Annotated in this window: 21 protein-coding genes and 1 tRNA gene; 12 read left to right on the plus strand and 10 right to left on the minus strand. The window is 70.2% G+C overall.

The features are described from left to right. Positions 1-15: 15 nt before the first annotated feature. The 3 genes from OG627_RS17200 to OG627_RS17210 are packed head-to-tail and all read right to left on the minus strand — an operon-like array spanning position 16 to position 2,782. Positions 16-693 carry a TrmH family RNA methyltransferase gene (locus tag OG627_RS17200; RefSeq protein ID WP_329066029.1) on the minus strand — a complete coding sequence of 226 codons (678 nt, stop codon included), beginning with the start codon at positions 691-693 and terminating at the stop codon, positions 16-18. Next, the gene (locus tag OG627_RS17205; protein WP_329066031.1) at positions 690-2,075 is read right to left on the minus strand and encodes an HTTM domain-containing protein; all 1,386 of its coding nucleotides are present in this window, start codon (positions 2,073-2,075) and stop codon (positions 690-692) included. Before OG627_RS17205 ends, OG627_RS17200 begins: the two co-directional genes overlap by 4 nt. Next, complete coding sequence (locus tag OG627_RS17210; protein ID WP_329066033.1) at positions 2,072-2,782, minus strand: DUF5819 family protein; 711 nt, start codon at positions 2,780-2,782, stop codon at positions 2,072-2,074. Before OG627_RS17210 ends, OG627_RS17205 begins: the two co-directional genes overlap by 4 nt. Before the next feature lie 115 nt (positions 2,783-2,897). Here OG627_RS17210 and paaA point away from each other — a divergent pair, with 115 nt between their 5' ends. From paaA to OG627_RS17235, 5 genes are read left to right on the plus strand one after another with little or no spacing between them, the layout of a single operon-like run. Then, entirely contained in the window at positions 2,898-3,956 is a 1,059-nt protein-coding gene (gene paaA / locus OG627_RS17215) for a 1,2-phenylacetyl-CoA epoxidase subunit PaaA (protein ID WP_329066035.1), read from the plus strand. Then, on the plus strand, positions 3,953-4,243 hold the full coding sequence (gene paaB / locus OG627_RS17220; RefSeq protein ID WP_329066037.1) for a 1,2-phenylacetyl-CoA epoxidase subunit PaaB: 291 nt from the start codon (positions 3,953-3,955) through the stop codon (positions 4,241-4,243). The genes paaA and paaB overlap by 4 nt, the downstream gene beginning before the upstream one ends. Then, positions 4,240-4,983 (plus strand): 1,2-phenylacetyl-CoA epoxidase subunit PaaC, encoded by a 744-nt coding sequence (gene paaC / locus OG627_RS17225; RefSeq protein ID WP_329066039.1) that lies wholly within the window; start codon positions 4,240-4,242, stop codon positions 4,981-4,983. The genes paaB and paaC overlap by 4 nt, the downstream gene beginning before the upstream one ends. Continuing rightward, on the plus strand, positions 4,977-5,501 hold the full coding sequence (paaD, locus tag OG627_RS17230) for a 1,2-phenylacetyl-CoA epoxidase subunit PaaD (RefSeq protein WP_329066041.1): 525 nt from the start codon (positions 4,977-4,979) through the stop codon (positions 5,499-5,501). The genes paaC and paaD overlap by 7 nt, the downstream gene beginning before the upstream one ends. Then, entirely contained in the window at positions 5,502-6,578 is a 1,077-nt protein-coding gene (locus tag OG627_RS17235) for a 2Fe-2S iron-sulfur cluster-binding protein (protein ID WP_329066043.1), read from the plus strand. It begins immediately after the preceding gene. Between the two features lie 123 nt (positions 6,579-6,701). Here the strand turns inward: OG627_RS17235 and OG627_RS17240 are convergent, their stop codons facing one another. The 3 genes from OG627_RS17240 to OG627_RS17250 form a co-directional block, all read right to left on the minus strand. Next, a complete protein-coding gene (locus OG627_RS17240; RefSeq protein WP_329066045.1) occupies positions 6,702-7,046 on the minus strand; it encodes a rhodanese-like domain-containing protein in 345 nt (114 codons plus the stop codon). A 67-nt stretch (positions 7,047-7,113) separates the two neighbouring features. Beyond that, positions 7,114-8,088 (minus strand): J domain-containing protein, encoded by a 975-nt coding sequence (locus OG627_RS17245; protein ID WP_329066047.1) that lies wholly within the window; start codon positions 8,086-8,088, stop codon positions 7,114-7,116. 56 nt (positions 8,089-8,144) lie between these two features. After that, complete coding sequence (locus tag OG627_RS17250; RefSeq protein ID WP_329066049.1) at positions 8,145-8,495, minus strand: winged helix-turn-helix transcriptional regulator; 351 nt, start codon at positions 8,493-8,495, stop codon at positions 8,145-8,147. A 128-nt stretch (positions 8,496-8,623) separates the two neighbouring features. Here OG627_RS17250 and OG627_RS17255 point away from each other — a divergent pair, with 128 nt between their 5' ends. Next, a complete protein-coding gene (locus OG627_RS17255; RefSeq protein WP_329066051.1) occupies positions 8,624-9,238 on the plus strand; it encodes an FMN-dependent NADH-azoreductase in 615 nt (204 codons plus the stop codon). 184 nt (positions 9,239-9,422) lie between these two features. On the opposite strand, the gene OG627_RS17260 is transcribed toward OG627_RS17255, so the two are convergent. Together OG627_RS17260 and OG627_RS17265 are read right to left on the minus strand one after the other, a co-directional pair. Next, positions 9,423-10,589: an alpha-hydroxy-acid oxidizing protein gene (locus OG627_RS17260; protein WP_329066053.1), complete on the minus strand. Its 1,167-nt coding sequence runs from the start codon at positions 10,587-10,589 to the stop codon at positions 9,423-9,425. 473 nt (positions 10,590-11,062) lie between these two features. Then, positions 11,063-11,146: transfer RNA gene (locus OG627_RS17265), tRNA-Leu, on the minus strand. Positions 11,147-11,462: 316 nt separating this feature from the next. Between OG627_RS17265 and OG627_RS17270 the strand changes: the two genes are divergently transcribed. The 6 genes from OG627_RS17270 to pknB all read left to right on the plus strand — a co-directional run bounded on the left by OG627_RS17270 (position 11,463) and on the right by pknB (position 19,576). Next, positions 11,463-12,314, plus strand: a complete 852-nt coding sequence (locus OG627_RS17270; RefSeq protein ID WP_329066055.1) for a DUF3662 and FHA domain-containing protein — start codon at positions 11,463-11,465, stop codon at positions 12,312-12,314. 10 nt (positions 12,315-12,324) lie between these two features. Beyond that, positions 12,325-12,837, plus strand: coding sequence for an FHA domain-containing protein FhaB/FipA (locus tag OG627_RS17275; protein WP_114625303.1), 513 nt, complete (start codon positions 12,325-12,327; stop codon positions 12,835-12,837). A gap of 141 nt (positions 12,838-12,978) precedes the next feature. After that, positions 12,979-14,487: a PP2C family protein-serine/threonine phosphatase gene (locus OG627_RS17280; RefSeq protein WP_329066057.1), complete on the plus strand. Its 1,509-nt coding sequence runs from the start codon at positions 12,979-12,981 to the stop codon at positions 14,485-14,487. A 26-nt stretch (positions 14,488-14,513) separates the two neighbouring features. Beyond that, positions 14,514-15,923: an FtsW/RodA/SpoVE family cell cycle protein gene (locus OG627_RS17285; RefSeq protein ID WP_329066060.1), complete on the plus strand. Its 1,410-nt coding sequence runs from the start codon at positions 14,514-14,516 to the stop codon at positions 15,921-15,923. Next, positions 15,920-17,383, plus strand: coding sequence for a peptidoglycan D,D-transpeptidase FtsI family protein (locus OG627_RS17290; protein WP_329066062.1), 1,464 nt, complete (start codon positions 15,920-15,922; stop codon positions 17,381-17,383). The genes OG627_RS17285 and OG627_RS17290 overlap by 4 nt, the downstream gene beginning before the upstream one ends. A 168-nt stretch (positions 17,384-17,551) precedes the next feature. Further along, complete coding sequence (gene pknB / locus OG627_RS17295) at positions 17,552-19,576, plus strand: Stk1 family PASTA domain-containing Ser/Thr kinase (RefSeq protein WP_329066064.1); 2,025 nt, start codon at positions 17,552-17,554, stop codon at positions 19,574-19,576. 96 nt (positions 19,577-19,672) lie between these two features. Here pknB and OG627_RS17300 read toward each other — a convergent pair whose 3' ends face one another. Both OG627_RS17300 and OG627_RS17305 read right to left on the minus strand, forming a co-directional pair. After that, positions 19,673-20,494 (minus strand): class E sortase, encoded by an 822-nt coding sequence (locus OG627_RS17300; RefSeq protein WP_329066066.1) that lies wholly within the window; start codon positions 20,492-20,494, stop codon positions 19,673-19,675. A 51-nt stretch (positions 20,495-20,545) separates the two neighbouring features. After that, the gene (locus OG627_RS17305) at positions 20,546-21,814 is read right to left on the minus strand and encodes a class E sortase (protein WP_443073494.1); all 1,269 of its coding nucleotides are present in this window, start codon (positions 21,812-21,814) and stop codon (positions 20,546-20,548) included. Between the last annotated feature and the right edge of the window lie 19 nt (positions 21,815-21,833).

Here is a 21,833-nt window from a genome sequence, read left to right on the forward strand (position 1 = left end):
CGGACCGCCCGCGGGTCAGCGGGCGGGCGGCTCCGGGATCCGCGCGTACCGCTGGACCCACGCGTGCATCGCGATGGCCGCGGCCGCTCCCGCGTTGATCGAGCGGGTCGAGCCGAACTGGGCGATCGAGCACACCATCGAGGCGTGCGCGCGGGCCTCCTCGGTCAGCCCCGGCCCCTCCTGCCCGAACAGCAGCACACAGCGGCGCGGCAGCTCGGTGCGCTCCAGCGGTACGGCCCCCGGCAGATTGTCGATCCCGATGATCGGCAGCCCTTCCGCCGCCGCCCAGGCGGTCAGCCCCTCGGTGTCCGGGTGGTGGCGCACATGCTGGTACCGGTCGGTGACCATGGCGCCGCGCCGGTTCCAGCGCCGCCGGCCCACGATGTGGATCTCCTTGGCGAGGAAGGCGTTGGCGGTGCGGACCACCGAGCCGATGTTGAAGTCGTGGCCCCAGTTCTCCACCGCCACATGGAAGTCGTGGCGCCGGGTGTCGAGGTCGGCGACGATCGCCTCACGCGTCCAGTAGCGGTACTGATCCGCGACATTGCGCCGGTCGCCGGCGGCCAGCAGCTCGGGGTCGTACCGCTGGTCGTCGGGCCAGGGCTCGCTGTGCGGTCCGACGCCGATCTCCGTACCGAAGCCTTCGTCGTACTGGACCGGTTCCAGCGCCTCGGCCGGTGTCTCGCTGCTCACCCCACGAGAGTACGTGGCTGATCAGGGCTGTCGCTCCGCTGCGCGGGCGGGGCGGCCCGGTCGGCCTGCCGCAGGCGCGGGAAGAAGCGGTCGCACAGCCGGGAGACGGTGGCGCCGAGCCAGCGCAGGAAGTTCGTCGGCAGGAACACGGCGTCGGCCGCGATCATCGCGAGCGAGAAGAACGGCAGCCCGAGCAGGACCGCGATCCCCGCGTGCTCCAGCATCATCGCGACCAGCAGCACGTTCTTGACGCGCCGGTTGAAGAGGGTGAAGGGGAAGGCGACCTGCACGAGGACCGTGCCGTAGGTCAGCACCAGCACCATCAGGGCGTTGGACGCGAGGAGGTCGGAGAGGAACGGCCACGGCGAGAAGTAGTCCAGATGGAGCGGGTAGTACAGGGCGGTGCCGTCCTGCCAGCGCGAACCCTGGATCTTGTACCAGCCCGCGGTGGCGTACACGAGGCAGACCTCCGCCATGATGACGACGAGTCCCGCGTTGTGGACGAGGTTGGCGACGATGTCGAGGAGAGAGCGCGTCTCGCCGTCGGGCGCGTACCGGTTGGCCGCCCACCACAGCCCCTGCGCGACCCACATCCCCCAGAACAGGAACACCAGCCACAGCTCCGGAAGGGCCCCGTCCCACACCGTGCCGACCAGGAGGAACGCTCCGGACAGCATCCACAGGACGGGCCCGGCCCGGTCGCGTACGGCAGCGGCGGCGTCCGATCCGGCGCGCGCCGCGCGGCGCGCGTCCAGCGACCAGACCTGTCCGCAGCGGGTGAGCACCAGATAGATCGCCATCAGATGGATGACGTTGTCGCCGCCGTCGCCCATGAAGATCGAGCGGTTCTGGAGCGACAGCACCCCGAACATGAAGAACACGGACATCGTGCGGGTCCGCCAGCCGATCAGCAGCAGCGCGCTGGAGACCACCGCGACGGCGTAGACGATCTCGAACCAGACCGTGCTGTCCGACCACATCAGCGCGGTGAAGGCGCCGTTCTTCGCGATCAGCTGCTGGGCGAGGTCCCAGCCCCACGGGGAGTCCGGCCCGTACAGCTCCTGGCGGTGGGGCAGTTCGCGCAGCAGGAAGAGCAGCCAGGTACCGGCGAACCCGATCCGTACGACGGCGCTCTGGTACCGGCCGAAGGGGATGGTCGTGACGCGCTGGAGGGCGTGGGCGGCGCGCTGCTCAAGAGTGGACCGCCTGCCCGGCTTACCGACCGGCCGGCCAGCCGGATTCCGGCCGGGCTCGTCGCCCGCCTGCCCGTCGCCCCGGCCACCCACCCGCTCGCCCACCCGTTCGCCCGGCTGCCCGCCGGGCTGCTCGCCCACCTGCTCGCCCGACTGCTCGTTCACCGGCCCGCTCGTCCGCTCGCTCATTCCCCCGCCTCCGTACGGCCGTTGCTCACGCCCGCCGGAAGATCCTCGGCGCTCACCGTCCACCAGGGATAGACCCGGTAGGACGGGCGCGTGTCGACCTTCTCCTGGCTCCAGCGCGGCGACTCGACGGCGGCGGTGGCCGACCTGACCTGGATGCGCTTCACGGGACCGCTCAGGTCATGGCTCTCCAGGCGCAGCATCACGATGCGGCGGACATAGGTCTCGGAGAGCCGGCCGCGCAGTCCGGTGGGACGGTTCTTGCTGTCGTGCGCCCCGACGAAGAAGTCCCAGCCGCGCCGCAGCTCGTTCTGGTCGACATGACTGGGCAGCGGATTGTTCCGGATCGCCTCGCCGTCCTGCGCGGAGAGGTCGATCCAGCCGGTGGTGTTCGTCGCGCCGCCGGCCGATTCGACCTCGGCGCGCACCTGGACGGCGACGTTCTGCTGGAGCGGGTTGGGCGCGAAGAGCTTCCAGTTCTGTTCGAACTCGGGATAGACCCACGCGTCGATGGTCTTGCCCTGGTTCTTGGTGACCGTGTTGGACGGCGCGACGTGGAGAAACACCATGGCCACGTGGACGCAGGCGAGCAGTCCGACGACGGCGAACGCCACCGCCGCGACGATCTGGTACGGGAGCGAGAGGCCGGCTATGCCCGAGCCGGACCGTGCTGGTCCGGCCTTCACAGCCTCGTCGTCGTTCGAATCCATCCCGCCCCGATCCCCGTCGTGCTCCGGCCACTTATCCACAGAGGTTGACACCCTACGGGCCCCCGACCCACCATTGAAGTCCATAAACCGAACGATCGGTCGGTAGGGGGTCCGGATGACGGCAGTGACCGAGGGGACGGCCGCGGAGGCGGCGATGGACGGACGGCAGGCGGCGTTCGACGCGGCCGTGGCGGCCGACGAGCGGATCGAGCCGCGCGACTGGATGCCGGACGCCTACCGCGCCACGCTGGTCCGCCAGATGGCCCAGCACGCCCACTCCGAGATCATCGGCATGCAGCCGGAGGCGAACTGGATCGCCCGCGCGCCGTCGCTGCGTCGCAAGGCGATCCTGATGGCCAAGGTGCAGGACGAGGCCGGGCACGGCCTGTACCTCTACAGCGCGGCGGAGACCCTGGGCACCGGCCGCGACGAGCTGCTCGACAAGCTCCACTCCGGCCGCCAGAAATACTCGTCGATCTTCAATTACCCCACGCTGACCTGGGCAGATGTCGGCGCGATCGGCTGGCTGGTGGACGGCGCCGCGATCACCAACCAGGTGCCGCTGTGCCGCTGCTCGTACGGCCCCTACGCCCGCGCGATGGTCCGCGTCTGCAAGGAGGAGTCCTTCCACCAGCGCCAGGGCTACGAGCTGCTGCTCGCCCTCAGCCGGGGGACGCCCGCCCAGCACGACATGGCGCAGGACGCGGTGGACCGTTGGTGGTGGCCGTCGCTGATGATGTTCGGCCCGCCGGACGACGAGTCGGCGCACTCCGCGCAGTCCATGACCTGGAAGATCAAGCGGCACTCCAACGACGAGCTGCGACAGCGCTTCGTCGACATCTGCGTCCCGCAGGCCGAGGTCCTCGGGCTGACGCTCCCTGACCCCGACCTGCGCTGGAACGAGGAGCGCGGGCGCCACGACTTCGGCGCGATCGACTGGACCGAGTTCCGCGAGGTCCTCAAGGGCAACGGGCCGTGCAACGAACAGCGGATCACCCAGCGCCGCCGGGCGCACGAAGAGGGAGCCTGGGTGAGGGAGGCGGCGGCCTCCTACGCGGCGAAGCACCGCCCGGCGCCGGACGCCGGGAGCACGCGCGCCGGGACCGAGCAGGACGAGGCAACGCACGACGCGGCAGGGCACGACGGGACCACGCGGATGGAGGCGACGGCATGAGCAGCTCGACCGACTGGCCGCTGTGGGAGGTGTTCGTACGGTCCCGCCGGGGGCTCTCGCACACCCACGCGGGCAGTCTGCACGCCCCGGACGCGGAGATGGCGCTCCGCAATGCCCGCGATCTCTACACCCGTCGCAACGAGGGCGTCTCGATCTGGGTGGTGCCGTCGGCCTCGGTCACCGCGTCCTCCCCCGACGAGAAGGACCCGTTCTTCGCGTCGGCCGCCGACAAGCCCTACCGCCACCCGACCTTCTACGAGATCCCGGAGGGGGTGCGCCACCTGTGAACGGTGTACCGGCGAATGACGCGCTGGACGTACGGGCCACCGCGGCGGCCCTGGCCCTCGGCGACGACGCGCTGATCCTCTCGCACCGGCTGGGGGAGTGGGCCGGGCACGCCCCCGCGCTGGAGGAGGAGGTCGCCCTCGCCAATATCGCGCTCGACCTGCTGGGCCAGGCGCGGATCCTGCTCTCCCTCGTCGGGGACGAGGACGAGCTGGCCTATCTGCGCGACGAGCGGTACTTCCGCAATCTGCAACTCGTCGAGCAGCCGAACGGGGACTTCGCGCACACCATCGCGCGCCAGCTCTACTTCTCCACCTACCAGCTCGCGCTGTACCGGGAGCTGGTGGCCGGGGACAGCCCGTTCAGCGGCCTCGCGGCCAAGGCCGTCAAGGAGGTCGCCTACCACCAGGACCACGCAGAGCACTGGACGGTGCGGCTCGGCGACGGCACACCAGAGAGCCACGGGAGGATGAGCCGGGCGTGCGAGGCGCTCTGGCGGTTCACCGGCGAGATGTTCCAGCCCGTCGAGGGACTGGATGTCGACTGGGCGGCTCTGGAGAAGGGCTGGCTCGCCTCCGTCACCGAGGTGCTGGAGCGGGCGACGCTCGGCGTCCCGGAGGGACCGCGTACCGGCGCCTGGACGGCGGGCGCGGGCCGGCAGGGCCTGCACACCGAGCCGTTCGGGCCGATGATCGCCGAGATGCAGCATCTGCACCGCAGCCACCCGGGGGCGTCATGGTGAGCGCGACGGGCTCCCCGGCGGCCCCCGCAGCCTCCACCGCCCTGGAGGCCGAGCTGTTCCGCCTCGCGGGCGCCGTCCCCGACCCCGAGCTGCCGGTGCTGACCCTCGCGGAGCTGGGCGTCCTGCGCGCCGTGCGGGTCTCCGCCCCCGGCACGGTCCATGTCGAGCTGACCCCCACCTACACCGGCTGCCCGGCGATCGAGGCGATGTCCTCGGACATCGAGAGCGTGCTGCGCGACCGGGGAATGGCGCGGGTCTCGGTCGTCACTGTCCTGTCTCCCGCCTGGTCGACGGACGACATCAGCGAGGAGGGCCGCCGCAAGCTCGCCGAGTCCGGCATAGCCCCGCCCCGCCCGCACGGCCCGGCCGGGCCCGTACCGCTGTCGCTCGCCATCCGCTGCCCGCACTGCGGCTCGACCGGGACCGAGCTGCTGAGCCGGTTCTCCTCCACGGCGTGCAAGGCGCTGCGCCGGTGTACGGCCTGCCGTGAACCGTTCGACCACTTCAAGGAGTTGTAGATGTTCCATCCGCTCCGGGTCAGCGAGGTCGACCGGCTCACCGACGACGCGGTGGCCGTCACCTTCGACGTGCCGCCCGAGCTGCGCGAGACGTTCCGGCACACCCCCGGCCAGCACATCGCCGTGCGCCGCGCCGCCGCGGCCGGGGAGGAGGGGGTACGGGGGGAGATACGGCGTACGTACTCGATCTGCGCGCCCGCCGGGCCCGAGCCGGCGCTGCGCGTGGGCATCCGGCTGGTCGAGGGCGGTGAGTTCTCGACCTGGGCCCTGAAGGAACTCGCCGTCGGCGACACCGTCGAGGTGATGGAGCCGACGGGCCGCTTCGTGCTGGAGCCGCGCCCCGGGCACTTCGCGGCGATCGTCGGCGGCAGCGGGATCACACCGGTGCTGTCGATCGCCTCCACCCTGCTGGCACGGGAGCCCGACGCCCGTTTCTGCCTGGTCCGCAGCGACCGCACCGTGGCCTCGACGATGTTCCTGGAGGAGGTGGCCGATCTCAAGGACCGCTGTCCCGACCGCTTCCAGCTGGTCACGGCGGTCTCGCGGGAGGAGCAGCAGGCCGGGCTGGGATCGGGGCGGCTGGACCGGGAGAGGCTGACCCGGCTGCTGCCCGCCCTGCTCCCGGTGGACGACATCGACGGCTGGTTCCTCTGCGGCCCGCTGGGGCTGGTCGCCGGCGCGGAGCGCGCGCTGCGCGGCCTCGGTGTCCGGCGCGACCGTATCCACCAGGAGATATTCCACGTGGACGAGGCGCTGGCCGGCGCCCCGGCAGCGGCGGGGGCAGCGGCCTCCGACCTCGCCGGCGCCACCCTGACCGCGACGCTCGACGGCCGCTCCGGCAGCTGGCCGGTCCGGGACGGGGAATCCCTGCTGGAGACGGTGCTGCGCGGCCGCGCGGACGCGCCGTACGCCTGCAAGGGCGGGGTGTGCGGGACCTGCCGGGCGTTCCTGGTCTCCGGCGAGGTCAGGATGGACCGCAACTTCGCACTCGAACCGGACGAGACGGAAGCGGGCTACGTGCTGGCCTGCCAGTCCCATCCGGCCACGGGAGAAGTGGAGTTGGACTTCGACCGCTGAGACCACCGAGACTGCCGAGACTGCCGAGACTGCCGAGACTGCCGAGACGGCTGAGCAAGACCCGCGCGCGGGTCTCGGGCCCCGGGCCCTCCACGCGGAGTCTCAAGGCCCTCCGAGCGCGTCTCAGAGGACGAACGCCGGGCTGCCGGTCTCCGCGACCATGGCCCGCCCGGCGCCGTCCCAGGCGAGCATGCCGCCGTCCACGTTCACCGCGTCCACGCCCTGCCCCACCAGATACTGGGTGACATGCGCGGAGCGCCCGCCGACCCGGCACATCACATACGCCGTGCGGCCCTCGGCCACCGCCTCGGTCACCTCGCCGAAGCGGGACACGAAGTCGCTCATCGGGACATGCAGCGCGCCCTCGACATGGCCCGCCGCCCACTCGTCGTTCTCCCGGACGTCCAGCACCAGGCCGTCGGCCGGGACCGCCGCGGCGTCGACCGAGGGCAGCGGGGCGAAATTCATGGAGGTGGCCTTCTCTCGTACGGATCCGACAGGGGCCGGATCCGGTGGTCCGGCGGCTCCGGAAAACCTACTCCACCAGCTTGCCCAGCTCCCGCTCGCGCTCGGCGACCTCCGTGAGCAGTTGCTCGGCGATCTCCTCCAGCAGCCGGTCCGGGTCGTCCGGCGCCATCCTGAGCATCGCGCCGATCGCGCTCTCCTCCAGCTCCTTGGCGACCACCGTCAGCGCCTCCTTGCGGTGCGACAGCCACTCCAGCCGGGCGTACAGCTCCTCGCTCTCGCTCAGCCGCCGCGCGGTCGGCCCGGGGCCCGCCGCCCACTCCGCGACGAGTTCGTGCAGGAGCGGCTCGTCCCCGCGCCCGTAGGCGGCGTTGACCCGGGTGATGAACTCCTCGCGCCGGGCCCGCTCGCCGTCGTCCTGCGCCAGGTCAGGGTGCGCCTTGCGCACCAGCTCGCGGTAGAGCTTGCGCGCCTCGTCGCTCGGCCGGACCCGCTTCGGCGGCCGTACGGGCTGGTCGGTCAGCATCGCCGCGGCCTCCGGCGACAGGCCGTCCGAGTCGAGCCATTCGTGGAACAGCTCGTCCACCCCCGGCATCGGCTGCACCAGCGCCCGCGCCTCCCGCGCCTTGCGCAGGTCCTCGGGGTCGCCGCTGCGGGCCGCGCGCGCCTCGGCGATCATCGCGTCCAGCTCGTCCAGCCGGGCGTACATCGGACCGAGCCGCTGGTGGTGCAGCCGGGAGAAGTTCTCCACCTCGATCCGAAACGTCTCCAGCGCGATCTCGAACTCGATCAGCGCCTGCTCGGCAGCGCGCACGGCCTTCTCCAGCCGCGCCTCGGGGCGTACGGGCACGTCACCGACCGCCCCGGCCACGTCCGCGGGCCCGACGGCACCCGCCGCGTCCGCGGGACCGGCCGCATCCGTCACGTCCGTCATGTCCGTCATGTTCGTCACGTCTGCCACGTCCGTCGCCTCCGGCACGTCTCGTCGTACGTCCTGCTCGTCGTCGTTACGGATCGTCGGCTCCCCAGGGGCGTCGTGCATCACCCGTCCAGCCTACGGGCGCCCGCGGCCCCGCCCCGTCCCGCGCTCCCGGACAGGGCCTAACAGCCGCCGTCCGGAAGCCCGTTCATATGTGTCTCGGCCCACAACGACAGCTCCTTCAGCGCGGGTTCCATCGCCGCCCCCGCCGCCGTCAGCCGGTACGAGACCCGCAGCGGCGGCCCCTCGTCGACCTCACGCACGACCAGATCCGCCGCGACCAGCTCGGTCAGCCGGTCCGAAAGCATTCGCTCGCTGATCCCCGGGATCGCCCGCCGCAGATCCGCGAAGTAGACCGGCTGCGCCATGAGCACGGAAATGATCGGCCCGGTCCATCGCTTGCCGAGCAGTCCGAAGACCCGGGTGATGCCCACGTCGACTCTCGTGCACTCGCTCTCTCCGGGGTGCGCCATACCCACAGAGTACTGACCCCCCAGAGCGGGATGAAAAAAAGTAAGTGACTATGTTATCCATAGGTGCGAACAGAAAGTCCGTACGCATTTCAGCCACCCCGTACCACCCACGCCCGATGGAGACCCCCATGGCCACGCTTCTACACATCGACTCCGCCCTCTTCCCCGAAGGCTCCGCCTCCCGGGAGATCACGGCGGCCTTCGTCGAGTCCTGGCTGGAACAGCACCCCGAGGGCAAGGTCATCTACCGCGACCTCGCCGCGTCCCCCGTTCCCCACCTGGACCTCGCCGCGGCCATGGCCGGCCCCGGCGACGAGCTGCGCGCCGAGCTGGCCGCCGAACTGGCCGAGGCGGACGCCGTGCTGATCGGCGCCCCGATGTACAACTTCTCGATCCCGTCCACGCTCAAGGCGTGGCTCGACCAGGCGATCATCGTCGGCCACAACGCGGGCGACACCAGTCCGCTGGCCGCCACCCCGTTCACGATCGTCGCCAGCCGCGGCGGCTCGTACGCCGCCGGAACCCCGCGCGAGGACTTCGAGTTCGTCCAGAACTACCTGGAGAAGGTCCTCCAGGGGATGTTCGGCGCCACCGAGGTCGAGTTCATCGTCCCCGAGCTGACTCTCGCCCGCTCCAAGCCGGAGATGGCCGACCTCGTCCCCCTCGCCGACGCCTCCCGCGCCAAGGCCCGCGAGGAAGCCGCCCAGAAGGCCAAGGCCCTGGCCGCCCGCCACGCCGCCTGAACCACCCGCGGCCTGAACCACCCGCCCGCGCCGCCCCCGCTCCGGACCACCCGCCTCCGGACCACCCGCCCCGGATCACGTCCCGCCACGACCACGACCGGGGCCGGGACCGGGGCCGGAGCGGGGGCCGGGACCGGGACCGGGGCCGGAGCGGGAGCGGGGGCGGCGCGCGGTGCCCGGCCCGTCACACGACGCGCCGAAGACTCCCCGGGGTCAGTTCGGCGAGCGCGGGGTAGCCGTCGACCGCCATGATCAGGTCGACTTCGGCGAGGAGCGAGCGCAGTACGTGGACGATGCCGTCGGCGCCGCCGAGGGCGAGACCGTACGCGTACGGGCGGCCGACGGCGACGGCGGAAGCGCCCAGGGCGAGCGCCTTCACCACATCGGCGCCGCTGCGGATTCCGGAGTCGAACAGAACCGGCAGACCGTCGGCGGCCTCGACGACGGCGGGCAGCGAGTCGAGGGCGGGGAGCCCGCCGTTGGCCTGCCGGCCGCCGTGGTTGGAGCAGTAGACGCCGTCCACGCCCGCGTCCCTGGCCCGGCGCACGTCCTCGGGGTGGCAGATGCCCTTGACGATCAGCGGCAGATCGGTCAGGGAGCGCAGCCAGGGCAGGTCGCTCCAGGTGAGCGGGTTGCCGAAGATCTCGGTCCACAGGAGGATCGCGGCCCCCGGGTCCTCCTCCGGCGTGCGCTCCAGCCGGGCGCGGAAGACCGGGTCGCTGGTGTAGTTGGCCAGGCAGTGGCCGCGCAACTGGGGGAAGTTGGCGGTGGCCAGGTCGCGGGGGCGCCAGCCGGTGACCCAGCTGTCCAGGGTGACCACGATGCCCCGGTAGCCCGCCCGCTCGGCACGGTGGACGAGGCTCGCGGCGAGTTCCCGGTCCGTGGGGGTGTAGAGCTGGAAGAGGCCCGGGGTGTCCCCGAATTCGGCGGCCACCCGCTCCATCGGGTCGACGGAGAGCGTGGAGGAGATCATCGGCACGCCGGTGCGCGCGGCGGCTCGCGCGGCGGCCAGGTCGCCGTGCCCGTCCTGGGCGCAGAGGCCGATGACACCGACCGGCGCCATGAACACCGGTGAGGACAGCCGCATCCCGAACAGTTCCACGGACAGATCGCGCTCAGCGGCGCCGACGAACATCCGGGGAACGAGTCCCCAGCGCTCGAAGGCGGCCACGTTGGCCCGCTGAGTGTGCTCGTCGCCCGCGCCGCCGGCGACGTACGACCACACCGAGGAGGGCAGTGCCGACCGCGCCCCGTCCTCCAGCTCCGCGAAGCTCATCGGGAATCGCGGCACGACGCCGCTCAGCCCGTCGAGGTAGATCTCGTTCTGGTAGGAGCCGAAAGGCTGTCCCATATCCGTCCCTCTCCCCGTCCATCCGTCCCTCTCCCCGTCCATCCGTCTCTCTCCCCGTCCGCTTCCCCATCCGCTTCCCCGTCAGCGCCCGCCGTCCACCCCCAAGGACGCGCCCCGGTCCGGACGAGTTGTCCGCCGACGGTGATGTCCGCGGCGCGACCCGCGCCCCACGGCCCCGGCTCGCTGTGGTGGATATCACTCACTCTCCGGCCGGGCCGCCGAAAAGCCGCCGAAGACCCACCGCCGCGATTCGGCCATGTTCGACCGCCGCCCCGGAAGCCGCTCCCGGCACCCCCCGACACAGCCCGGCGCCCCCGGAACCGCCCGGCACAGCCCGGAACCGGCGACCCGCGCCAACAAGAGTGGCCCCGTACCGATCCGGTACGGGGCCACAGGTCTGTCCAGCACACAAAGAAGCCGGTCGAAGCGACTTTCATCGCTTCGACCGGCCTCATTGGGTCGGTTGACCGCTGTGCGCGAGGGGGGAGTTGAACCCCCACGCCCTTTCGGGCACTGGAACCTGAATCCAGCGCGTCTGCCTATTCCGCCACCCGCGCATTGGGTGTGTCCTCCGGTGGCTCCCACCTGCTGGTGTGTGCTCCTGGCGACATCGAGAAGATTAGCACGCACCCGGGGGTGCCTTCACATCCGTTTGTTTCACGACCGGCACCTGGAGCAGGGAACGGACAGCCGTCGCCCCCGCTCCTCCTGACTACCCCCGGGGTGCGGGACACTGGCGGCGGACCGCCTCTACGATCCCGTGTGAGAGGTGACACTCATCGACGGGGCAGACAAGGGGAACCAGCCGATTTCCCGACGCGTGGATACGATCAGTAAGCAGTACCAGGACGGCAACGACGGAGGAGGTGCCTTATGGGAGTCATGAAGCGTTTCGAGCAGCGTCTCGAAGGTTTGGTCAATGGCACCTTCGCGAAGGTGTTCAAGTCCGAAGTCCAGCCGGTCGAGATCGCGGGTGCCCTCCAGCGTGAGTGCGACAACAACGCGACGATCTGGAACCGGGAGCGGACCGTCGTACCCAATGACTTCATCGTGGAGCTGAGCACGCCCGACTTCGAGCGGCTCAGCCCCTACTCCGGGCAGCTCGGCGACGAGCTGTCCGGGCTGGTCCGCGACTACGCGAAGCAGCAGCGCTACACCTTCATGGGCCCGATCAAGGTCCATCTGGAGAAGGCCGAGGACCTCGACACCGGGCTCTACCGGGTGCGCAGCCGCACCCTGGCGTCGAGTTCGTCACAGGCGGGCGCGGCGCCGGCGCCCGAGCGCGGCCACGCCGGCCCCCCGCCGCCGTCCTCGCCACCGCCCGGCGCCCCCGGCGGCTACGGCTACCCGCCCAGCGCGGTGCCCCCGCTGCCGTCCTCCGCGCCCTCCCACGCGGGCGCGGGCCGACCGGCCGCGCCCGGTCCGGGAGCCATGCCGCAGGGCCAGGTGCGCCGCTGGATCGAGATCAACGGCACCCGCCACCAGATCTCCCGGGCGACACTGGTCCTGGGCCGCAGCACCGACGCCGACGTACGGATCGACGACCCGGGGGTGTCGCGCCGCCACTGCGAGATCCGGGCCGGAACGCCCTCCACGATCCAGGATCTCGGGTCCACCAACGGCATCGTGGTAGACGGACAGCACACCACCCGCGCTACGCTCCGCGACGGCTCGCGGATCGTCGTGGGCAATACCACCATCGTTTTCAGGCAAGCCGAAGGGTGAAGCGGGGGCAATGTCAGAGCTGACCCTGACGGTCATGCGGCTAGGTTTTCTGGCCGTTCTGTGGCTGTTCGTGATCGTGGCCGTACAGGTCATCCGCAGCGATCTGTTCGGAACACGCGTCACGCAGCGCGGCTCACGCCGCAACGCCGATGCCCGACCGCAGCAGCCACGCCAGACACCGGCGCCGCCTCAGCAGCGCCAGCAGCAGGGGGGCAGGCAGCGCCGGGGAGCACCCACAAAGCTGGTCGTCTCCGAGGGATCGCTCACCGGCACCACGGTGGCGCTCCAGGGGCAGACCATCACGCTGGGCCGCGCGCACGATTCGACGATCGTGCTGGACGACGACTACGCGTCCAGCCGCCATGCCAGGATCTACCCGGACCGTGACGGCCAGTGGATCGTCGAGGATCTCGGGTCCACCAACGGCACTTATCTCGACCGGACCCGGCTCACGACCCCGCAGCCGATCGCACTGGGCGCTCCGATCCGCATCGGCAAGACCGTCATCGAGCTGCGGAAGTAGTACGACAATGAGCGAGCGGAGCGAGCGAGTCGCCACGGTCCCGACAGCGGGCCGCGGCGGACTCCCGACCGGAGGGTGGGCAGTGTGGCTCGAGACCGGCTGGCACCACATTCAGCGGGCGAACCGACGGGTGAGGTGCGCATGAGTCTGTCTCTGCGTTTCGCCGCCGGATCGCACAAGGGCATGATCCGGGAGGGGAACGAGGACTCCGGCTACGCCGGCCCCCGGCTGCTGGCCATCGCCGACGGCATGGGCGGCCAGGCGGCCGGCGAGGTCGCCTCCTCCGAGGTGATCTCCACGCTCGTCCAGCTCGACGACGACGTACCGGGGTCCGACCTCCTCACCTCGCTGGGTACGGCGGTGCAGCGCGCCAACGACCAGCTACGGGTCATGGTCGAGGAGGACCCCCAGCTGGAGGGCATGGGCACCACGCTCACCGCCCTGCTCTGGACCGGCCAGCGCCTCGGCCTCGTCCATGTCGGCGACTCCCGTGCTTACTTGCTGCGCGACGGCGTGCTGACCCAGATCACCCAGGACCACACCTGGGTGCAGCGGCTGGTCGACGAGGGCCGGATCACCGAGGAAGAGGCCACCACCCACCCGCAGCGCTCCCTGCTGATGCGCGCGCTGGGCAGCGGCGACCATGTCGAACCGGACCTCTCCATCCGCGAAGTCCGCGCCGGCGACCGCTACTTGATCTGCTCCGACGGCCTGTCAGGCGTCGTCTCCCACCAGACGATGGAAGAGGCGCTCGCCAGCTACCAGGGCCCCCAGGAGACCATCCAGGCCCTCATCCAGCTCGCGCTGCGCGGTGGTGGCCCGGACAACATCACCTGCATCGTCGCCGACGTCCTGGACGTCGAGTCCAACGACACCCTGGCCGGGCAGGTCACCGACACCCCGGTCGTCGTCGGGGCCGTCGCGGAGAACCAGCTCCCGCTCAGCTCCGCCGAGAACGCCGCCGCGATGCAGACCCCGGCCGGCCGCGCGGCCGGCCTCGGCCGCGCCGTGCCGCAGCAGCACGCCGGCGGCTTCGGCCCGCCCGGCAGCGGGGACGACGCCGGCTACGGCTCCGCGCCGCAGGACGGCTCCTACGGGAGCTACGACGAAGAGGAATACATCAAGCCGCGCCCCAAGCGCGGCTGGATCAAGGGATCCCTCTACACCGTGCTCGCACTCGCCGTCATCGGCGGCGGCGTCTACGGCGGCTACCGCTGGACCCAGAACCAGTACTACGTCGGCGCCAACGGCGAACACGTCGCTCTCTACCGGGGCATCAGCCAGGATCTGGCCTGGATCTCCCTCTCGACGATCGAGAAGGACCACCCCACCATCAAACTCAAGTACCTCCCGCCCTATCAGCGCAAGCAGGTCGAGGCCACCATCGCCGAAGGCAATCTCGCCGACGGCCGAGTCAAGATCCAGGAACTCGCCACCCAGGCGTCGGCCTGCGAGAAGGACGAGAAGCGCCGCGAGACCGAGCAGAGCGCCGAAGCGGTCACCGGCCAGGGAGAAGCCGGCGGCACCACCGGTACGAGCACCTCGACCGTGACCACCGACACCAAGCCGAAAACCGCGACCCCCACTCCTGGCCCCAGCCTCTCGGAGGATGAACAGAAAGTGGTCTCGAACTGCGGGAAGCAGCAGTAGCCGGCCGTAGGGGGCCTTTCACCACCATGAGCGTTGTCACCAACACGACCACCATCGGCGCGATCGAAGCACCGAGCCGCCGCAACACCGAGCTAGCCCTGCTCGCGTTCGCCGTCATCATTCCGGTGTTCGCGTACCTGAACGTGGGGCTGGCGCTCGACGGCAAGGTGCCCGCGGGCATGGCCGGTTACGGGCTGGGCCTCGCGCTGCTCGCCGGCGTCGCGCATCTCGTGGTGCGCAAGTTCGCCCCGTACTCCGATCCGCTGCTGCTGCCGCTGGCGACCCTGCTCAACGGGCTCGGGCTGGTGCTGATCTGGCGTCTGGACCAGTCACCGCGGCTCATCGAGCGTGGCAAGGCCTTCGGCGGTTTCCAACCCGACGCGCCGAAGCAGCTGATGTACTCGGCGCTCGGCATCGCCCTTTTCGCGGCGGTACTGGTACTCCTGAAGGATCACCGCATCCTCCAGCGCTACACGTACATCTCCATGGCCGTCGGTCTGGTCCTGCTGATCCTGCCGATGTTCTTCAGCCCGGTGAACGGCGCCAGGATCTGGATCAACATCGCCGGTTTCACCATCCAGCCCGGTGAGTTCGCGAAGATCGTCATCGCGGTCTTCTTCTCCGGCTATCTGATGGTGAAACGCGACGCGCTCGCCCTCGCCAGCCGCCGCTTCATGGGCCTCTACCTGCCGCGGGGCCGCGACCTCGGACCGATCCTGGCCATCTGGGGTCTGTCGATCCTCATCCTGGTCTTCGAGACCGACCTCGGCACCTCGCTGCTCTTCTTCGGCCTCTTCGTGGTCATGCTGTACGTCGCCACCGAGCGGACCAGCTGGATCGTCTTCGGCCTGCTGATGTCGGTCGGCGGCGCCGTCGGCGTCGCCACGTTCGAGCCGCACGTCCAGGCCCGTGTCACCGCCTGGCTGGACCCCTTCTCCTGCTACGAGACGAGCGACGCCTGCAACCAGATCGGCCAGGCGCTCATGTCCTTCGGCTCCGGAGGCACTCTCGGTACAGGACTCGGCCAGGGCAACTCCGACCTGATCACCTACGCCGCGAACGCCGACTTCATCCTCACCACCGTCGGTGAGGAGTTCGGGCTGGCCGGCACGATGGCCTTCCTGATGCTCTACGCGCTGATCGTCGAGCGCGGTGTGCGCACCGCCCTCGCCGCCCGCGACCCCTTCGGCAAGCTTCTCGCCATCGGCCTCTCCGGCGCGTTCGCCATCCAGGTCTTCGTCGTCGCGGGCGGCGTCATGGGCCTCATCCCGCTGACCGGTATGACCATGCCGTTCGTCGCGTACGGCGGTTCGTCCGTCCTCGCCAACTGGGCCCTGATCGGCATCCTCATCCGTATCAGCGACACCGCGCGGCGCCCCGCCCCGGCACCTGCCCCGTCCCCCGACGCCGAGATGACCCAGGTGGTCCGACCGTGAACAAGCCGCTGCGCCGCATCGCGATCTTCTGCGGACTTCTGATCCTCGCCCTGCTCGTACGGGTCAACTGGCTCCAGTACGTCAAAGCGGACGAGCTGAACGCGAGCGAGTACAACAAGCGCGTCGACATCGAGCGCTACAAGAGCGAACGCGGCAACATCATCGTCGACGGCAAGCCCATCACCGGCTCAGCCAAGACGGACGACACGCTGTTCACGTACAAGCGCACCTACACCAACGGCCCCATGTGGGCTCCCGTCACCGGATATGCCTCGCAGGTCTTCGGCGCCAGCCAGATCGAGAACCTCGAGGACGGCGTCCTCACCGGCAACGACGACCGGCTGTTCTTCGACCGCACCCTGGGCATGTTCACGGGCGAGGAGAAGAAGGGCGGCAACGTCGTCACCACGCTCAACGGCGCCGCCCAGAAGGCCGCCTTCGAGGGGCTCGGCGACAAGAAGGGCGCCGTCGCGGCCATCGACCCGCAGACCGGGAAGATCCTCGCGCTGGCCTCCACCCCGAGCTACGACCCCAGTACCTTCGCGGGCCGCAAGAACGCGGACAGCAAGGCGTACAACGCCCTCCAGCCCAAGAGCGACCCCGACAACCCGATGCTCAACCGGGCCCTGCGGGAGACCTACCCGCCCGGCTCCACCTTCAAGGTGCTGACCGCGGCCGCCGGGCTGGAGCACGGCGTGATCAAGGACGTCGACGCGAAGACCGACTCGCCGCTCCCGTGGATCATGCCGGGCACCACCACCCCGCTGCCGAACGAGAACAACATCCCCTGCAAGGACGTCTCGCTGCGCGAGGCGCTGCGGATGTCCTGCAACTCCGTCTTCGGCAAGCTCGGCACCGACGTCGGCGCCGACAAGATGCTGGAGACCGCGAAGAAGTTCGGCTTCAACGAGGAGCAGTTCATCCCGGTCCGCGCCAACGCCTCTTTCTTCCCCGAGGACATCAACGCGTCGCAGACCGCGCTCTCCTCCATCGGCCAGTTCGACACCCGCGCCACCCCGCTCCAGATGGCCATGCTCGCCGCCGCGGTCGCCAACGACGGCAAGCTGATGAAGCCGTACATGATCGACCGGCTGGAGACGCCGGGCGTGGACGTGCTGGAGAAGACGGAGCCGGAGGAGCAGAGCCGGCCGCTCTCCCAGGAGCACGCGCAGATGCTCCAGAGCATCATGGAGACGGTCGTCGAGAAGGGCACCGGCACCAACGCCAAGATCCCCGGCGTGACGGTCGGCGGCAAGACCGGTACCGCCCAGCACGGCGAGAACAACAGCAAGAACCCGTACGCCTGGTTCATCTCGTACGCCAAGGTGAACGGGGGCTCCCCGGTGGCCGTCGCTGTCGTGGTGGAGGACTCGGGCGCCAACCGTGACGACATCTCCGGAGGCGGTCTCGCCGCCCCGATCGCGAAGTCCGTCATGCAGGCGGTCGTCGACAAGAAGTGACGCCGGTCACGGCTCATGTCCATACCTGCACATTGCGATACCGGTCGTATATCAGGTGACCGTTACGGGCCAACCGCGTACGGCGTCCCCGGTAGCGTAGGCGCGAACAGCACACCGCCGGACCACACACCGGTGCGGTCGGGACTGACGGAGAGGGCTGGAACAGTTATGGAAGAGGCGCGTCGCCTCGGCGGCCGGTACGAGCTGGGCTCGGTGCTCGGCCGTGGTGGCATGGCGGAGGTCTACCTCGCCCATGACACCCGGCTCGGCCGCTCCGTCGCCGTGAAGACCCTGCGGGCGGACCTCGCCCGTGACCCGTCGTTCCAGGCGCGGTTCCGCAGAGAGGCCCAGTCGGCTGCCTCCCTGAACCACCCGGCGATCGTCGCGGTCTACGACACCGGCGAGGACTACGTCGACGGGGTCTCCCTCCCGTACATCGTGATGGAGCACGTCGACGGCTCGACCCTCCGCGAACTGCTGCACTCCGGGCGCAGGCTGCTGCCCGAGCGCACGCTGGAGATGACGGTCGGCATCCTCCAGGCGCTGGAGTACTCGCACCGCAACGGGATCGTCCACCGCGACATCAAGCCGGCCAACGTCATGCTGACGCGCACCGGCCAGGTCAAGGTCATGGACTTCGGCATCGCCCGCGCGATGGGCGACTCCGGCATGACGATGACGCAGACCTCCGCCGTCATCGGCACCGCCCAGTACCTCTCCCCCGAGCAGGCCAAGGGCGAGCAGGTCGACGCGCGCTCCGACCTGTACTCCACCGGCTGCCTCCTCTACGAGCTGCTGACGGTCCGGCCGCCCTTCATCGGGGACTCCCCGGTCGCGGTCGCGTACCAGCACGTAAGGGAAGAGCCGCAGACGCCGAGCGTCTTCGACCCCGAGATCACGCCCGAGATGGACGCGATCGTCCTCAAGGCGCTCGTCAAGGACCCCGACTTCCGCTACCAGTCCGCCGACGAGATGCGGGCCGACATCGAGGCCTGCCTCGACGGCCAGCCCGTCGCCGCCACCGCCGCCATGGGCGCGGTCGGATACGGCGGTTACGGCGGCCAGGACCAGCAGACGGCGGCCATGCACCAGGGCAACGCGGGCGCCCCGACGTCGATGCTCCCGCCGATGAACCCGGACGACGGCGGTTACGACGGCTACGACGACCGGCAGGGCCGGCGGCGCGGCAACCAGAAGAAGTCCAACACCTCCACGATCCTGCTCGCGGTCGCGGGCATCCTGGTGCTGATCGGCGCGATCCTCATCGGCAGGGCGCTCTTCAGCGGCGACGGCAACGACCCCAACCCGGTGGACGTGCCACAGGTCGTCGGCAAGACCCTCAAAGAGGCCGAATCCATGGCCGAGAACTCGCATGTGAAGCTCGAACAGATCGACTCCAAACGCTGCGAGGTACCCAAGGGCTCCATCTGCAGCCAGATCCCGGAGACCGGCAAGATCAACGAAGGCGACACCGTTCAGGTCGTCGTCTCGGAGGGCGCGCCGCAGGTCAAGGTCCCGGACGTCACGGAGAAGCAGAAGCAGAGCGCGACGGACATCCTCGAAGGCGAGAAGTTCAAGGTCGACACCAAGGAAGAGGAGTCGGACAGCGCCACTCCGGGCACGGTGCTCAGCCAGGACCCCGAGGCCGGCAAGGAAGTCGAGACGGGCACCACCGTCACACTGACGATCGCGAAGCAGGCGAAGGTCAGCGTGCCCGACGTGACCGGCAACGCGCTGGCCGACGCCCAGTCGCAGCTGACCATCCTCGGCTTCACCGTCAACCCGACCCAGGTCGACTCGGACGAGCCGGCGGGCACCGTCATCAAGCAGAGCCCGTCGGGCAACACGAAGGCGGAAAAGGGCAGTCAGGTCTCCCTTGAGGTCTCCAACGGGCCGAAGCAGGATGAGCAGCCCGAGAAGGTGACGATCCCCAACGACGGCATCAAGTTCAGCACGGTCGGAGCCGTACGCGGCATGCTCGAAGGACTCGGCCTCCAGGTCTCCGTCCCGGAGAACACCCCTGACGGCGCACGGGTTCTCGACACCGATCCCGGCGGCGGCAGCGAGCTCAACAAGGGTGACACCGTCTCACTGAGGGTCTTCGGCAGCCAGAACGGCAACGGCGGCGACAACGGGAACGGCGGAAACGGCAACGGGGGCAACAACTCCGGCTTCATCGGCGGAACGGGCTGACCCGGGCCGGTAAGCGCACAACCAAGAAGCCCCGTCCCCCACCGTGCTCGGTGGGGGACGGGGCTTCTTCCGTTCGTCCGCCTGCCTGCCTGAACCTCAGCGCAGCTCCGGCGGCGGCGTGCGTTGCTTGTCGACCTTCTGCGTGCGGTCCAGCTCGGCCCAGACGATGTAGCGGAAGTCCGAGGTGTAGACCGGCGTGCAGGTCGTCAGGGTCAGATACCGGCCCGGCTTGGTCCTGCCCGACTCCTCCGGCACCGGCGCCAGCACGTCCACGTTGTACTTCGAGGTCTTCGGAAGCTCCTTGTAGACCTTGTAGATGTACCAGGTGTCGCGCGTCTCGAAGACGACGTAGTCGCCCGTCTTGATCTTGTGGATGTTGTGGAAGCGCGCCCCGTGGCCGTCGCGGTGCGCGGCCAGCGTGAAGTTGCCCTTCTTGTCCCAGGGGAGGGCAGACTTGACCGGGTCCGTGTAGTAGCCGGCGATCCCGTCGTTCAGCAGCGTGGTGCTGGTGCCCTTCTTGACCAGGATCTCGCTGCCGCCCAGCGCCGGGACGTGGAGGAAGCCGATGCCGTCCGCCGAGTCGAAGGTCTTGGGGCCGCCGCCGGTGCCGGTGCTGTTCTCCTGCTGGGCCCAGCCGTTGCGGACGTCGTCGCCCTGCTTGGCCGCAGCGCGGTCGGCCAGGACGTTCGTCCACCACAGCGAGTAGACGACGAAGAGACCCAGCACCACGCCCGCGGTGATGAGCAGTTCGCCGAAGACGCTGACCGCGGCCGCGACGCGGCTTCGGGGGCGACGGGCGCGGGGGGCCTCCGCCGGAGCCCGGTCCTGGGCGTGGTCCTGGGCGTGGTCCCGGTCCCGGGGCGAGCGGGGCGGTGGCGGCGCGTCGGCCTGTTCGTCGTGTTCGGTACTCGCTGCCACCGCACCCGTCCCCGTCCCTGTCGTGATTGCGGCCGGCCCCTGCGGGCGCTGTCAGCGGACGAGAGCGTCCGGCTTGCCCTCGGCGCGCGGCCGTTCGTCCACCATCTTGCCCCACACGATCATGCGGTACGTACTGGTGAATTCCGGGGTACAGGTCGTCAGCGTGATGTACCGGCCGGGCTTCGTGAAACCCGACCCCTGGGGCACGGGCTGGATGACGCTCACGTTCGACGGCGGGGTCTGCGGCAGGATGCTCGCCATGTCGTACGTGTAGTACGCGTCCTGCGTCTCGACGATGATCTTGTCGCCGGGCTTCAGCTGGTTGATGTAACGGAACGGCTCACCATGGGTGTTGCGGTGACCGGCCACCGCGAAGTTGCCCTGCTTGTCGGCGGGCATCGCCGTCTTGAGGCTGCCCTCGGCGTAGTGGCCGACCATGCCGTGGTCGAGGACCTTCCCCTTGCTGATGCCCTCCGCGATCGGAACGACCACGTCCAGCTTGGGGATGTGCATGATCGCGAAGCCCTGACCGGGCTCGAACGCGCCGGGCGTGCGGCCCTTGGTGAAGCTTTCCTGGATCTTGTTGGTCTCCTTGCCCGCGTACTGATCGGCCCGCACGTTCGTCCACCAGAGCTGATACGTGACGAACAGCAGCATCAGCACACCGAAGGTGATGAACAGCTCGCCGACCGCCCGGCTGATGATGACGGCGGGGCTCTCCTTGAGGGCACGCGCGGCGCGCCGGGCCTCCATGCGCGAGAGCGGCCTCGAAATGCGGTTGGCCGTCATGGCGGACGCCGCGTCGGACCCGGCTGTGTCTCCGGCCCCTCCACCGGCTCTTCCACCGGCGCCTTCTCCGCCCGCTCCCTCTCCAGCCGGTGCGCCCGCCCCGGGCGGCGGTCCGTCCGTACGCCTGCGGCCCCGGCCACCGCCGCCCTTGGCGGCCTTGCGGCGCTCGGCCCGGCCACCGGTCGCGGTCGCAGGGGTGTGCGCCTCGGGTGCGGTCGGGCCGGCCTGGTCGGGCAGCTCCACGATGGGCAGAGGGGCCGTCTGTCCGGCCACGAGAGCCGATGAGCCCCCGGACCACCCCTCCTGCGGCCCCGGCCCGCTCCGAGGCCCCTGAGCGGCCGCGGGCGGCGGCGGGGGCGGCGGGGGCGGCGGGGTCCTGGAGCCGGACGGGCCGGACCGACCGCGCGGGGCGGGCGGCGGCTGGAAGGTCTGGGTGGCCTCCGCCACGTACTGGCCGTAGTACTCGCCGGGTTGGGCGGGGTGCGCGGGCTGGGCCGGAGGTACGGGCCGAGCCGCCCCGACCGCCGGCATGGGCTGAGTCGGCGGCATC

Origin of the sequence: Streptomyces sp. NBC_01429 (assembly GCF_036231945.1) — a bacterium.
In the GTDB taxonomy this organism is placed as follows: domain Bacteria; phylum Actinomycetota; class Actinomycetes; order Streptomycetales; family Streptomycetaceae; genus Streptomyces.

What these genes read in the sequence shown, in the direction of transcription:
- OG627_RS17260 (WP_329066053.1), bottom strand. Translation starts at nt 10,589, where the DNA reads ATGGGACAGCCTTTCGGCTCCTACCAGAACGAGATCTACCTCGACGGG.
- OG627_RS17205 (WP_329066031.1), bottom strand. Translation starts at nt 2,075, where the DNA reads ATGAGCGAGCGGACGAGCGGGCCGGTGAACGAGCAGTCGGGCGAGCAG.
- OG627_RS17210 (WP_329066033.1), bottom strand. Translation starts at nt 2,782, where the DNA reads ATGGATTCGAACGACGACGAGGCTGTGAAGGCCGGACCAGCACGGTCC.
- paaB (WP_329066037.1), top strand. Translation starts at nt 3,953, where the DNA reads ATGAGCAGCTCGACCGACTGGCCGCTGTGGGAGGTGTTCGTACGGTCC.
- paaA (WP_329066035.1), top strand. Translation starts at nt 2,898, where the DNA reads ATGACGGCAGTGACCGAGGGGACGGCCGCGGAGGCGGCGATGGACGGA.
- OG627_RS17255 (WP_329066051.1), top strand. Translation starts at nt 8,624, where the DNA reads ATGGCCACGCTTCTACACATCGACTCCGCCCTCTTCCCCGAAGGCTCC.
- paaD (WP_329066041.1), top strand. Translation starts at nt 4,977, where the DNA reads ATGGTGAGCGCGACGGGCTCCCCGGCGGCCCCCGCAGCCTCCACCGCC.
- OG627_RS17250 (WP_329066049.1), bottom strand. Translation starts at nt 8,495, where the DNA reads ATGGCGCACCCCGGAGAGAGCGAGTGCACGAGAGTCGACGTGGGCATC.
- OG627_RS17240 (WP_329066045.1), bottom strand. Translation starts at nt 7,046, where the DNA reads ATGAATTTCGCCCCGCTGCCCTCGGTCGACGCCGCGGCGGTCCCGGCC.
- OG627_RS17270 (WP_329066055.1), top strand. Translation starts at nt 11,463, where the DNA reads ATGGGAGTCATGAAGCGTTTCGAGCAGCGTCTCGAAGGTTTGGTCAAT.
- OG627_RS17280 (WP_329066057.1), top strand. Translation starts at nt 12,979, where the DNA reads ATGAGTCTGTCTCTGCGTTTCGCCGCCGGATCGCACAAGGGCATGATC.
- OG627_RS17275 (WP_114625303.1), top strand. Translation starts at nt 12,325, where the DNA reads ATGTCAGAGCTGACCCTGACGGTCATGCGGCTAGGTTTTCTGGCCGTT.
- OG627_RS17285 (WP_329066060.1), top strand. Translation starts at nt 14,514, where the DNA reads ATGAGCGTTGTCACCAACACGACCACCATCGGCGCGATCGAAGCACCG.
- pknB (WP_329066064.1), top strand. Translation starts at nt 17,552, where the DNA reads ATGGAAGAGGCGCGTCGCCTCGGCGGCCGGTACGAGCTGGGCTCGGTG.
- OG627_RS17235 (WP_329066043.1), top strand. Translation starts at nt 5,502, where the DNA reads ATGTTCCATCCGCTCCGGGTCAGCGAGGTCGACCGGCTCACCGACGAC.
- OG627_RS17305 (WP_443073494.1), bottom strand. Translation starts at nt 21,814, where the DNA reads ATGCCGGCGGTCGGGGCGGCTCGGCCCGTACCTCCGGCCCAGCCCGCG.